This is a genomic window from Sphingobacteriaceae bacterium (assembly GCA_016715905.1).
Classification (GTDB): domain Bacteria; phylum Bacteroidota; class Bacteroidia; order B-17B0; family Aurantibacillaceae; genus Aurantibacillus.
This window is the reverse complement of sequence record JADJXI010000004.1, coordinates 718220-732303: the sequence shown is the minus strand read 5'-3', so window position 1 is coordinate 732303 and position 14084 is coordinate 718220. Positions and strand designations below refer to the sequence as shown.

General features: G+C 32.3%; 9 protein-coding genes. 4 read left to right on the top strand and 5 right to left on the bottom strand.

All coding sequences use genetic code 11. The features are described 5' to 3' along the window. Positions 1-35 precede the first annotated feature (35 nt). Positions 36-1523, bottom strand: coding sequence for a hypothetical protein (locus tag IPM51_07505; protein MBK9284154.1), 1488 nt, complete (start codon positions 1521-1523; stop codon positions 36-38). 258 nt (positions 1524-1781) lie between these two features. Here IPM51_07505 and IPM51_07500 point away from each other — a divergent pair, with 258 nt between their 5' ends. Together IPM51_07500 and IPM51_07495 are read left to right on the top strand one after the other, a co-directional pair. Next, complete coding sequence (locus tag IPM51_07500) at positions 1782-2624, top strand: DUF3822 family protein (protein MBK9284153.1); 843 nt, start codon at positions 1782-1784, stop codon at positions 2622-2624. Next, complete coding sequence (locus IPM51_07495; GenBank protein ID MBK9284152.1) at positions 2612-3154, top strand: RsmD family RNA methyltransferase; 543 nt, start codon at positions 2612-2614, stop codon at positions 3152-3154. Before IPM51_07500 ends, IPM51_07495 begins: the two co-directional genes overlap by 13 nt. Before the next feature lie 16 nt (positions 3155-3170). On the opposite strand, the gene gldC is transcribed toward IPM51_07495, so the two are convergent. From gldC to folK, 3 genes are read right to left on the bottom strand one after another with little or no spacing between them, the layout of a single operon-like run. Next, positions 3171-3494 carry a gliding motility protein GldC gene (gldC, locus tag IPM51_07490; protein ID MBK9284151.1) on the bottom strand — a complete coding sequence of 108 codons (324 nt, stop codon included), beginning with the start codon at positions 3492-3494 and terminating at the stop codon, positions 3171-3173. A 5-nt stretch (positions 3495-3499) separates the two neighbouring features. Next, entirely contained in the window at positions 3500-5413 is a 1914-nt protein-coding gene (locus IPM51_07485) for an OmpA family protein (protein MBK9284150.1), read from the bottom strand. 21 nt (positions 5414-5434) lie between these two features. After that, positions 5435-6517, bottom strand: a complete 1083-nt coding sequence (gene folK / locus IPM51_07480) for a 2-amino-4-hydroxy-6-hydroxymethyldihydropteridine diphosphokinase (protein MBK9284149.1) — start codon at positions 6515-6517, stop codon at positions 5435-5437. 78 nt (positions 6518-6595) lie between these two features. Between folK and sppA the strand changes: the two genes are divergently transcribed. Both sppA and IPM51_07470 read left to right on the top strand, forming a co-directional pair. Further along, positions 6596-8365 (top strand): signal peptide peptidase SppA, encoded by a 1770-nt coding sequence (gene sppA / locus IPM51_07475; protein MBK9284148.1) that lies wholly within the window; start codon positions 6596-6598, stop codon positions 8363-8365. Positions 8366-8467: 102 nt separating this feature from the next. Continuing rightward, positions 8468-13726, top strand: a complete 5259-nt coding sequence (locus IPM51_07470) for a GAF domain-containing protein (protein MBK9284147.1) — start codon at positions 8468-8470, stop codon at positions 13724-13726. Here IPM51_07470 and IPM51_07465 read toward each other — a convergent pair. Continuing rightward, positions 13723-14082 carry a cupin domain-containing protein gene (locus IPM51_07465; GenBank protein MBK9284146.1) on the bottom strand — a complete coding sequence of 120 codons (360 nt, stop codon included), beginning with the start codon at positions 14080-14082 and terminating at the stop codon, positions 13723-13725. The two genes, IPM51_07470 and IPM51_07465, sit on opposite strands and share 4 nt — an antisense overlap. Positions 14083-14084: the final 2 nt, after the last annotated feature.

Sequence of the window (14084 nt, the reverse complement as noted above, 5' to 3'; positions counted from 1 at the left end):
GGAAATACGGGTTTTTGGTTTTATAAAGGTTCCGTTTATCGAAGCTTATTCAATATCCTTTTTATCATGGATTCACTGGGGATGTGAGCCATTTGAATTCTTCGAGCATATTTAATACTATCCGTAATATCCTTGTTCTTCTCTTCAATTATTTTCTTCTGAGCGGTTATTTCCTCTGTTCTTTGAACTACCTTCTCTTCCAAAATCTGATTTTGTTGTTCTAATATCAATTGTTTCTCTTTCTCCTGGGCCAGGTTTTTAGCTGATAGTTCTTCTACCTCTTTTAATTTAAGTGCCAATTTTTTACTGGTACGGGCAAAATCTCGGGCCAGGTAAATAGACATGGCTAAAGGTATGTTTAGGGTAAAATACACTATAATGGATGCCATTAACAAGGATATAGCCGGACCATCGTTAATGTAAGCTGAATTTTGAAGATAACTGGACATGATAAAAACAATGAAAAAAACAATAGTGGAGATAATACCCGTACCAATTATCCAAGCACCATCTTTCTTTTTTATAATGGCTTGAATTACGATTCTAAGGGGCTCTATAACCAAAACGATAGTATTAACTATACTAGTATATTTTAAGTCAAACCCAAATAAAGTACTTATAAAATCTATGGTGAGAAATGTGAATATGATCCAAAAAATACGTGGCAATTTCCCGTTATTAAAAATACTATAAAGCATGGCTAATAATCCGCTTATATAAAAGTATGGCAGATAAATAAACACGCGCTGTAAACTCAGGTTAAAATCAGGATCAAATCCTACAAACTGAATAGTCATAAATAAAAATCCAACTCCAAAGCCTAATGAAAAAATGCTGAAATATAAATTTGAGCGGTTAATTTTATAAAAAAAGTACATTAACAAATGAAGGAAACCAATGGCAGCAAAAAAGGTGAAATAAAAAATAAAAAAAGATGAAATAACGGTTCCTGCAATATAATTGTTTTGAACACCTTCTTGCAAATGACCAATTGCCGCGCTAAATCCGATGGCATTGTTATCACTTATTTTCCGGTACTTGGCAATTGCAAAGTGTGAATATCGAATGGTAATTAGATGATTTACTCCTTTTTTAAAGCTAAAATAAATGGGTAATCCGTTTAAATTTTCTCTTGATTGAAATTCTTGTTTACCCGCTGAAATATCACCCATGGCGTATATTTTTTCTCCGTCAATATATATTTCACTGGCGCCTTGTTGGTGAATCATTAAACATAATGGTTTACCAATTAATGAACTGTCAATCACGATGGGAAGCCTAAACCAACCTATTCCATCAAAAATAGCCGGGTAAACATTGTTTATCCGAAGTTCTGTATTTATTCTCGGCCAGTAATCATCTTTTAAATTAACCGAAGCCCAGTTTAAATTGTCGCCTTTGCAATACTTCCATCTTTCCGGGAGTGTTACTCCATATGTTCGACTTATAGCAGGATTGTATGCCGGTATGGAGTCCAGTTTAAAGCTTAAATTGCCTTGAGAAAACCCTAAAAAACTAATCATAACTATATATATTGTTATAAGGAGTTTCATTTTAAAGAGTTGTTTGAGCTTCATTGTTGATATTCGTATTTGAATTAAAGATAACGGTTTTTTTATGTAATTCTATTGGACATTTACTTTTTAGGCTTAAATATTTCGGATGGCATTTCAGTAGATATTAATAATTAACAATTTGATGTAAAGAGGTCCTTGTTTTGAATTTCTCTGTAAATAAATTTTCACTTCTTTTTCTTTAAGGTTATATTAGCAATGGCTTAGATGACATTGGTTTCACAAATACAAAAGGCATATGTTGCTACCGTGCCGGTTAAGAATATAACCCGGTTGAGCATTTTTTTAAGTGAAAACCACTTTCAGTTTTGTTTAAGTGACAAGTCATTTAAACAAATTCAGCTTATTCAAACGATTGATTTAGATGCACTAACGCAATTTAGATCTATAGAAGAAAAGATTTCCCACTTAATTAAAAGTCATCAGTTAACGGCAAGTAATTTTCAGCAGGTAAGTATTTGTCTTCATAATACCATATATACTTTAATTCCTGAATCATTTTATAAACCGGAAAATGTAAAACAAACCCTAGAGTTTTCGAGTGGTCAACAAATCCAAACCGTATTTACCCATTCTTTTCAAAACATGAAGTTTTCTTTTTCACCACAACCTAATTTAATGAATCTGTTAGAAAAAGAATTTAAAAATGCAACAATTAAAAGTTCGGGAATTGTAGCCATAGAATTGTTTTTCACTAATTCTTCTTTAAAAACTAAAGATGTTTGGATAAACTTTTTGGATAACAGTATTGAAATTTTGGCGAAAAGGGATAAAGACCTGATTTATTATAACACCTTCCGAATTGAAAATAAAGAGGAAGTTCTCTACTATCTTTTATTTATGGCAGAGCAATTCGGTTTAGATCCTGAAAAATTAAAGCTGGTAGTTTCCGGAAATATTTTAGTTAATTCTGAAGTACATGAATTATTGAAAAAATATATTCGGCATGTTTCTTTTGCCGTTAATGCAATTCGTTTTACCGAAACATCGTGGCAACTCCCCGAACATTTTTATTTTAGTTTAGTTAATCAGCATTTATGCGGATCATAGGAGGCGCCTTTCATGGAAAAATTCTAAAAGTGCCTTCAGGTTTACCTGTTCGTCCAACTACCGATTTTGCTAAAGAGGCTTTGTTTAATATTTTAAGTAATAAAATAAGTTTTGATGAAATTAAAGTATTGGATCTGTTTTGTGGCACCGGTCATATTTCTTATGAATTTGCATCTAGAGGGGTAAAACAAATTACCTGCGTTGATCAAAGTATTAAATGTTGTGGATACGTCAAATCAATAAGTAAAGAATTAAATTTCAATTTGAGCGTAGTGAAAGCAGATGTTTTTAGTTTTTTAAGTTCAAATAGTTACCCATATGATTTAATTTTTGCTGATCCGCCTTACGACTTAAAAGATATTGCGCAAATACACGCTTCTGTTTTTAATCGTAATCTATTAAATCCCGGTGGATATTTAATTATTGAACATGGCGCTAAAACCAATTTGGAAACATTAACTTATTTTTTAGAAAAAAGAAAATATGGTAATGTGAATTTCTCCTTTTTTAAGAAAAATAGCGAACAGTAATTGAATCGCCCGTTTACTATTGTAAAACATTTAATTCTTTTCCGAATTCCTGAAAGAATTTTTTAGCTTTTCCGGCCCCTATATCATCACCGGTTGCTCGCAAATAAGTTTCAGTTAGGGTAAGCAAATTTTGAACATAAAATTTCTTCATCTCATCAATGCTCATATTTTTAGTCCATAAATCAATTCTTAAGGTGTTATTTTCTTTTTTATCCCAAAGTGCTATCATTACGCTTTCTGCCGTGCTTTTATTCCCTGCATCGGGAGCTTCCCACTCAATTTTTTCGGGTAAATGATTTTCATCTACAGTAACATTAAATTTTATCGTGCTGGTCTTCATAACTGTTATTCTTCCAATATTTTAAATTCTACACGTCGGTTTTGTGCATGTTCAAGTTCGGTGCAAGGTACATTGTTTGAACATTTATTCAGTAATTGACCTTCCCCGTATCCAACAGAAATAATTCTATCAATTTCTATTCCGGCCTTCGTAATGTATTCGCGCACACTTTTCGCGCGCAATTGACTTAATTTTAAGTTGTCGGCATCGTTACCCTTACTGTCAGTGTGTGCGCTTAGCTCCAGTTTAATGCTTTTATTTGTTTTTAAAACCAATATAACTTTGTCAAGTATTTGTTTGGCCTGTGGCAATAATTCATGTTCGTTATTGTTAAATAAAATATTCTCAATGATTGTTTTTTTCTGATCTAATCCGCGTTTTGTTTTTCTTTCCTTATCGTTTGTAATTAATTCAAACCAAGGGTCATCTATTTCAATTTCTTTCAATTTATTCATTTCAGCAGGAATAGGGCGATATTCAAATTTTGTTCCCTTTTCATGTGTCATTACTTTTAATAAATTGTCATCAATACTGTAAACAAGTATGTTATTAAACACATCTAATATATTGTTTGTGTTTTCTGCGCTTAAATAAAATTTCTTTAAAAAAGGAAGATATTTAAATTTAAATGTTCCAAAATCATCTGTCAATGCACTGTCTATAACAACATAAGCATCATTCAATAAAAGTATTTTAAGTTTTCCTATGGGGTTATTGGTATTATCACCATATAATTTCGCTCTTACATTCATTTTCATTTCATCATCACTAATCGAAATCGCATTAAAGGTTGGATTAAAGTCGGTACTTAACTTAATTGATCGTCTAAATGCCGCCACAGTGTCGAATTGTGCAACCAGTTTATCGTCTTTATTCAGAAAGTCAATATTTTCACCCGGACTTGCTTCTTTGGCATCAATCCCAATATAATAAGATGCGTCGGGTTTTAAACCTTCAAAAACAAATGTGCCCAAAATATTGGTAGTCGTTTTTTGAATTACGGTATTTCTTTTGTTTGATAAATAAACTGTTTTGTTAGAAAAGAACTTTTTAGAACCCGGTGAAGAGAGTATTAGTTTTCCGCCTATATTGGCCGTATAATTATTGTCAATCAACGACTTTGTTTTTTCTGAATTTAAATTAATATAACACCCTTCGCCAGCACATTTAGAACTGGCAACTGACTCGTGTTTACTGTTTAATACATGCGCTTCTCCTCCTGAAATTTCTTTAGATGCTGTTTCAATTCTGATTTTTGAAATTTGCGAGTATTTTACTCCTGTAAAGGCAAATGAGCCAAATCTATTGGTTTCTGTTCTTTTCAATATTTTATTCTCTTTATTAAAAATTGAAACTTTTTTATAGGATAAAGGCAGTTTAATATCTTCATTCAATACTAATCGTCCGGCAATTGTTACCGGAAATTCTAAACCTTTAGGGTCGCGGGCTTCTTCAACCAATGGTATCTGTCTTAAAATTTTCCTTTCAAATGCCGCAGTGTATGCAGTATCTTCCACTATTTTTGATTTACCGTCGAATATTAATTTTTTAAATGGTCTTTTAAATACGCTGGTATCTATATCATCATCATTTGTATAATAAAACTCAATATTCATTTCATGCGTCATGTGAATATTCTTTTTTTCATCCGGTATATTATTGGCTACTATTTCAAGAATTAAGTTAGGACTTAACTCATTTTTAAGATGTAAACGGTAAATGTTTCCAAATTCCAACTTAATACTAAAGTCATTTGTTTTATTCGTATTTAGTTTTTGAATAACATCTGATCCATTGTTCACTAAAATCTCGGTATTAGCCAATTTTTCGTTATTGATATAACAATGTCCTATAAAAGTTATTTGACTTTTAAAAAGCAATGAAAAGCAGATGGATATGAAAATAAGAATTGAACGCATGAGCTAATAAAATTAATTAAATTATTCGTTTTGTAATTGATTTATTTCACTTTTAATTTCATTTATTAACCTTTTGGTATGTTTTAATTCATACCCGTCCACGGGTATTTGAAGTATTTTAATGCTGTTAAGATCCTCAAGTCCTGCTTGATAAGTTTTGGCTATCTTTTTTAAGTAAGTGGAATCAATTTTTTCTTCAAATTTTCTTGCTCTGGCTTTAATGTTTTTCTGAATTTGAGGAATTGTAGCTTTCAAATAAATTATTAAATCGGGTTTAGGAAGTTCATCATTTAATACCTGAAAATGCTTTTTAAAAATTTTATAATCTTTATTTTTTAAGTTGATTTTTGCAAACCAAAGACATTTATAGAAAGTATAATCGCTAATCACCGCTTTTTGTGTTGTGTCAAATACATTTTTCATTTGCTGGAACCTGCTTAACAAGAAGCTGTTTTCAAGTATTAGTGCAAATTGTTCGGGTTTTTCATAAAATAAGGGTAAAAGGCTGTTTTTTTCAAATTCTTCCGGTAAATATTTAGCCTTGAGTAATTGACTTATTTCTTTAGCAAATGTACTTTTTCCACTGCCAATATTCCCTTCTATACAAACATAAATTGGTTTCTGGTATAACTTCACATGTAGCTTATCGGCACAAGATTTATATAATTGTTTAATTGTTTTATTATTTATTGGATGCTTATAGTTTGCGGCTACATCCATCAAAGGTTTGAGCACAAACATCCGATTTTCGATTTGTGGATGTGGTATAGTTAATTGTTTTTTTGAAAATATCATTCTTTCAAAAAACAAAATATCAATATCACAACTCCGGTCTCCGTTTTTTTCATCGGTTCTTATCCGACCTAATTTTTTTTCAATTTTCAATAGTGTCCGCAGTAGGGAAGGAGCAGTTAATTGAGTTTGAATAATAATTACCTGATTTAGATATTTCAAATGAGATTTGCTTTCCCAGGGTTCAGTTTCATATATCTTGGAACTTGCAACAAGCTTACCGGCAAAACGAGCAATTAAATTTCGCGTTACTTTTAACGTGTTGTACCGGTTGCCCAAATTACTTCCCAAACATAAAATTGCTTCTTTCATATTATAATTCGGTTAAATTAATAATCCTTTGTATTTTTAGGGTTCTTATTAGATAACAAATTATTAAAAACCTTTACTATGAAGCAGTTTTTTGGGGCATTTTTTGGGTCGTTGATTGGATTATTTTTGGCAACTATTCTGGGAATAGTGGTTATAATAGCAGTAATTAAAAGCAGTATTGGCGAGGCGATGAATGAGGATGATTCGGGTAAGGCTAAATCAGCCGCAGTAATTAAAATCAAGTTAAGTGGTAATATCAATGAGCGAGAGATTGAAGATCCTTTTGAAGAATTCAGGAAAATGAACAAATTCGCTAATGAGGAAGGAACCGGTTTGAATTCCCTTGCCCGAAAATTGGAGGGTGCTAAAAACGATGAAAAAGTAAAAGGAATTTATTTGGAAGTTCAAGCTTTAAATGCCGGTTTTGCGAGCATTAAAGAAGTACGCGATTTGTTACTTGATTTTAAGAAAAGCGGAAAATTTATTTACACCTATGGTGAATACTATGGGCAAAAAGAGTATTATTTAGCCTCTGTAAGTGATAAAATTTATCTGAATCCGCAGGGAGCTATGGATTTAAAAGGCTTAAGTATGAGTATTATGTTTTTTAAGAAAACATTTGAGAAATTAGGGGTAGACGTTCAGATTTTCAGACACGGGAAATTTAAAAGTGCCATTGAACCTTTTATGTTGGATAAAATGAGCGAAGCAAATCGTTTGCAATCTGAAACTTTTTTAAATAGTATTTGGAATACTATGTTAGTAGCTATTTCTGAATCCAGAAACCTTTCAAAAGACAGTTTGCAGATAATGGCCAATACCTTACGAATTAGCAGTCCCGGTGATGCCTTAGAAAATAAATTGGTTGACGGATTGGTGTATATGGATGAATTTATGAGTGAATTGAAGAAAAAGGCCGGGCAAGCGGATAAAGAAAAATTAAACATGGTAGGTTTAGGAAAATATGCTTTTAAAGAAAAGGCAAAAACGGCTAAAGATAAGATTGCAGTTATTTATGCGAATGGGGGAATTTCGAGCGGCGAAGGTGATGATCAGGAAATAGGTAGTGACAGAATTGCAAAAGCAATAAAAGAAGCTCGTTTAAATGATCAAGTAAAGGCAATAGTGCTAAGGGTAAACTCACCCGGAGGAAGTGCTTTAGCCAGCGATGTGATTTGGAGAGAAACTGTTTTAGCGGGAAAGAGTAAACCGTTAGTAGTTAGTATGGGGAATTATGCAGCCAGCGGTGGATATTATATCAGCTGCGCAGCTGAACGGATTTTCGCCCAACCTAATACAATTACCGGCTCTATTGGGGTATTCGGAATGATTCCTAACATGCAAAAATTGCTGGATGATAAATTAGGTATCACCATTGATACGGTAAACACCAATAAATACAGCCACATGGGAACTGGTTTAATGGCATTGGATGAACAGGAAAGAAAGTACATTCAGGCTAGCGTAGAAAAGGTTTACGACACTTTCACTTCGAGAGTAGCAGAAGGTAGAAAAATGAAACAAAGTGATGTGGATAGTATTGGACAAGGCAGAGTTTGGAGCGGCGCTGATGCGATTGCCATTGGCCTAGTAGATGAGTTAGGTGGTTTAAATAATGCAATTCAATATGCATCAAAAAAAGCAGGAATTACCGATTATAAAATTTTAGAATTACCAAAACCAAAAAATCCATTTGAAGATTTATTTGGTAAATCTGAAAAAGATGCCGAAATGTCCATTCTTCAAAAAAATCTGGGACCGGTTTACCCATACTTAAAATCAATACGTCAAATTTTAAGTCAAAAAGGCGTTCAGGCACGTATGCCGTTTGAATTGGAGATTAATTGATTTTTATTTTATATAGTATTAGTTAACAGTAAGTTAATTTAATAATTCGGTTTGTTTTAACAAATATAAAGACCTAAATTTAGGTGTTTACGTATTTTGATTATGTCTCTTACTTTAAAGTCTCCTTCCAATTTCAAAACAATTGATTCCTTAAATGAAAAGGCTAGGATTTTAATCAAAAAAGATCCTGTAAAAGCTATTGAGTTGGCTGAAAAAGCATTAGTCAAAGCATCAAAAGAAAATTATTTAATGGGAATTGCTTTAGCCAAGAAGAACATTGGTTTTTCTATGGTTTGGATTTCAAAAAACGAAGAAGCAATTGAGTATTGTTTACAAGCCAATGAAATTTTTAAGAAATTAAAGGATAAGAAAAACGGATCATCGGTATACGTTGCATTGGGTACCAATTTTTATCTTTTATCGGATTATGATGTTGCGCTTAAATGCTATAAAACCGCGTATGATTTGGCGCTAAAAATAAATGAAATTCCGGTTATGGCTGATGCATTAAATGGTATTGGCACAGTGTACTACACTACTGAACAGAATGAAAAAGCGCTCAAGTCTTTATTGGAAGCCGAGAAATTAGCAAAGAAAAATAAATTAAATATTGCATTAGCAAAAATTCAGGAGGGTATCGGAGAAACTTACTTGAATTTAAAAAAATATAAGAATGCTGAATCGTATTTTAAAACATGCATTAAAACGTGTAAAGGATTAGATGAACAATTAAATGTTACTTCTTATGCATTAGAGGGTCTTGGTAATACCTACTTAAAATCTAAACAGTACGAAAAAGCCTTATCCCAATTTAATACAAGTTTAAAGGTTAGAAAAAGTATTGGATTTAAAGTAGGCATAGCCAACACCCTAAATAGTATTGGTAATTTATATTTGATAAAGAAGGATTCTAATAAAGCAGTTGAATTTATTACTGAAGCGTATCAAATAGCCAAAGAAGTTGGTGCTAAAGAAACTTTATATAAAACAACTCAAAAGCTTGCCGAAATTTACGAAAAGCAAAAACAAAATGATAAAGCGCTTTACTTTTTTAAATTATATCATAAGTATAAGGAAGAAGTAAGAAATTTTAAAAGTATTCAGCAGGCAAAAAGTTTTGAATTACAAAATCGGGTTTTGCAAAATAGTGCCGAGCGAGCAATACTGGAAGAAAAAGCCAAAGAGTTAGAAAATTTTAACGAGAATCTTATTCACATGAGTGAGTTGGGTCAGCGTATCATTTCTACACTTTCGGTTGAAAAAATTGTAAATACAGCGTATAAGTCGATTAACAAATTGATGGATGCTGAAGGGTTTGGAATTGGTATTTACAATGAAAAGGAGGAAGCTGTAATCTATCCGCTTTATATTGAAGGAAAACAAAAATATACGAATACTAAATATAAAATATCAGAAACTAATCGATTAACGGCAATTTGTTTTAATGAGGCGCGGGAAATTGTAATAAATGATCACGATAAAGAAATTATAAAGTATATCAAACAAGCCTATACACCTAAGATTGGAAAAAGGGTAGAATCCATTTTATATTTGCCCCTTTTATTTAAAGATAAAAAATTAGGTGTGGTTACTGTACAAAGTTTCAAAACCAATGCATACAATCCGTTTCATTTAAATATTTTGAAAAACCTGGCTACTTACATTGCTATAGCCTTGGAAAATGCAAGATTATATGAAAAGCAGGAAAGTATTGTAAACGAAAGAACGATTGAATTAAAGAGAAGTAAAGAAGAAATTGAGTATTCTTATAAGGTAAATAAAAAAATAAATGAAATAGGAAGGCACATTACTTCTAACTTGAATCTTAAAAGTATTTTTAAAGAACTATATGACAGCATTAATGAGGTAATGTCTGTGGATTGTTTTGGTGTGCGTATTTACAATAAAGAAAATAATACAGTAGAGTATAAGTATGAAATTGAAAGTGGTGTGTTGGATGATGTGGTGCATACTATTCCTTTAACGGATGATGATAATTATACGGTTTGGTGTATCAAAAATAAAAAAGACATTTTTTTAAATGACAACCGCAAAGAATATAAAAAGTATGTAACTAAAATACGCGTGGTAACCGGCGACATGCCAAACTCGCTTTTATTTACGCCAATGGTTCTCGGTAAAAAAATAATAGGGGTAATTACAGTACAAAGTTTCAAGTTTAACGCATATACGCCTTCCCACCTCGAGATTTTAAAAACCTTGAGTACCTATACCGCCACAGCTTTGGAAAATGCCTGGTTGTATGAAAATATGGAAACAGAAGTTAAAGAAAGAACTTCTGAAGTTGTTAAGCAAAAAGAAGAAATTGAAAAAGCCAGCAACAATACCAAACTGATTAGTGAAATTGGACGTGAAATTACAAGTACATTTTCTATACAGGAAATTATTAGTAAAGTTTATTCCAGTGTGAATCAATTGATGGATGCTGCCATGTTCGGGATAGGAATTTACGATCCGGAAAATGAGGAAATTGTTTTTAAGGGAGTAATGGAAAAGGGCGAAATTCTGGAAGACTATTCACATAAAATGTCTGATAAAAATCGTCCTGCCGTTTTATGTTATACAACACAACAAGATTTGGTTATTCATAATTTCACGGAAGAATTTATCAATAGTCAAAGGGTGGGTTCCAGAAAATCTCTACCCGGACAAAGTACCGAATCTATCATTTATATGCCGCTTTCACACGGTGGTAAAAATATTGGTGTAATTACTGTGCAAAGCTTCGAAGTAAATGCATACAGTGATTACCATATTCAGCTTTTAAAGAGTTTAGCTATTTATACAACTATTGCCATTGATAATGCTTCTCTATATGCACAAATGGAAGAAAGGGTATCAGAGCGTACAGCCGAAATTTCCACAGCATATGAAAACACCAGATTATTAGGTCAGATTGCCGAAGATATTAGTGCATCTCTTTCTGTAGAAACGATTATCAGTAAATTATATGAAAATGTAAATAAATTGATGGATGCCACCATGTTTGGAATTGGTGTGTATAATGAATCTAATGGAAATCTCGAATTTAAAGGTTTTGTAGAGAATGACGAGATAATGCCTTATTTTAGTTATAAATCGGATGATCCAAATCGTTTGGCCGCATATTGCTTTACCAACGAGACGGATATTTTAATTAATGACTATTTACTAGATTATAAAAAATACATAAAAGGAATAGCAGCCCCGGTTTCGGGTAAAGATTCTGCGGCTATTGTATATATTCCATTGTATTCTAAAGATCGGAAAATTGGTGTATTCACCGTTCAGAGTTTTGAAAAAAATGTGTACACCGATTATCATTTTAATATACTTAAAAATTTGGCCGTTTCAATTGGTATTGCATTAGACAATGCAAACCTTTATGAAAATTTGGAAGAGAAAGTAAAAGAAAGAACCTTAGAAGTAATTAAACAAAAAGAACAAATTGAAAAAACATTTGAGGATCAACGTACTTTAACTAAAATAGGAAATGACATCACATCAACCTTATCTGTAGAGGATATTATTGATAAAGTATATGCTAAAATTACCAGTTTAATGAGTGCTGATTGCTTTGGTGTTGGATTATTAAATAAAGAAACGAATAAAATTGTTTATCCGCTTTTCATTGAAGGAAAGGATAAATTCTCCAGTATGGTATATCAAATTACCGACCGGGATAAATTAACTTATTTATGTTACAATGAAAATCGGGATGTAGTTATCAATGATTTTGATGCTGAAATAGATCAATTTATCAAAAGGGGAGATATGGTTATTCAGGGCGCCTTTGATACTAAATCTATCATTTTTCTTCCCATGACTTTAAAAGAAAAAGTGATTGGTATTATAACGGTGCAAAGCACGCAAGCAAATGCTTATAGTGATTATCACGTTCAGATTTTGAAGAACCTTGCAGTGTATGTGGCCATCGCTATCGATAATGCATTTCTATACCAAAATATGGAAGATATGGTTCAGGAAAGAACCAGAGAAGTGATTAAACAAAAAGAATTAATTGAGAAAAATTTTAATGATGTTAAACTTTCAGCCGAAATAGCCAAAGTAATTGCCTCTTCTTTATCGGTTGAAACGATTGTTTCTCGAGTATATGAAAATCTCCAAAGCATTGTTCGGGCTGAATCTTTTGGTATTGGGATGTACAATCCGGAAACGAATACCATCGGATTTTCAGGGTTTATTGAAAAAGGTGAAAAGCTTCCCTTTGTCCAAGTAAGCATGGATAATAAAGAGCGATATGCCGTAATGTGCTTTGAAGAAGAAAAAGAAATAGTGATTAATGATCATATGGTAGAATATGTGAAGTACACAAAAAACTTCAACAAATCTATTGTAGGTGAAACGCCTGACTCTTTAGTTTACCTGCCTCTTTTTACAAAAGAGAAAAAAATTGGAGTATTAACAGCACAATGTTTTACAAAAAATGCTTATCAGGATTATCATGTAAACATTTTAAGGAATATGGCACTTTCCATTGCAATTGCTTTGGATAACGCCAATCTTTATGAAAATCTTGAGCATAAAGTGCAGGAAAGAACGGTCGAAGTTCAAAAACAAAAAGCTATCATTGAAGAAAAAAACAAGGATATTACCGATAGTATTCGGTATGCTAAAAAAATTCAACAGGCTGTAGCTCCAAATACCGAAGAGTTTAATAAGAATTTTAAAGAAGCTTTTATTTTATACAAGCCAAAAGATATTGTATCCGGTGATTTTTATTGGTTTGATCACTTTAGCAATAATACTACAGTTTTTTCTGCGGCTGATTGTACAGGTCATGGCGTGCCGGGCGCATTTATGTCGCTAATTTGCGGCGATATCATGTATAAAGTAATTAACGATCAACAGGTGGATAATCCGGCACAAGCTTTGTCAGCCATTGATCAGAAATTGGTTCAATTGATAAAGAAAAGTTCAGAAGCATCGGCCAATGATGGTATGGACTTAGCTTTGTGTACCTATCATAAAAACGAAAATAAATTGTACTATTCGGGAGCTCAACGCCCGTTACTTTTGATCCGTAATAATGAATTAATCGAATTTAAACCGAGTAAATTTTCTATTGGAGGGCATTCAACGGAAGGTAAAAAATTTGAATTGCATGAAATTGATGTTTTGCCGGGAGATTGTTTTTATTTACTTACGGATGGTTATGTAGATCAGTTTGGAGGAGATAACGGTAAGAAGTTTAAATTCAAAAATTTTAAAGAGTTGGTTTTAAGTATTTCAAAATTACCTATGCAAGAGCAAAGAAATATTCTCAATGAAACTTTTGAAGCCTGGAAGGGTAGCCTGGAGCAAATTGATGACGTATGCGTAATGGGAATTCGGGTTTAAATTTTCTTTAAATCTGATTTGGTCAGATTGTTTTTTACATCGCCTGTGTTTAAGGTAGATATAGGTTCAAACAACAATACTTCAACTTCTTCAATAGCTTCCGGTTTGTGTTCAGTACCTTTGGGAATTATTATAAATTCTTTTTCTTTAATTACAATTATTTTATCTCTTAAATGCATGGTTAATGTACCTTTCAATACTAAAAACATTTCGTCTTCCAAATCATGTTTGTGCCATACAAATTCACCTTTTAACTTGGCTAATTTGATGTGTTGCCCATTCAATTCGCCTACAATATGAGGCGACCAATGCTCATGAAATAAATTCAATTTTTCACCTATGTTTACTTTTTCCATTT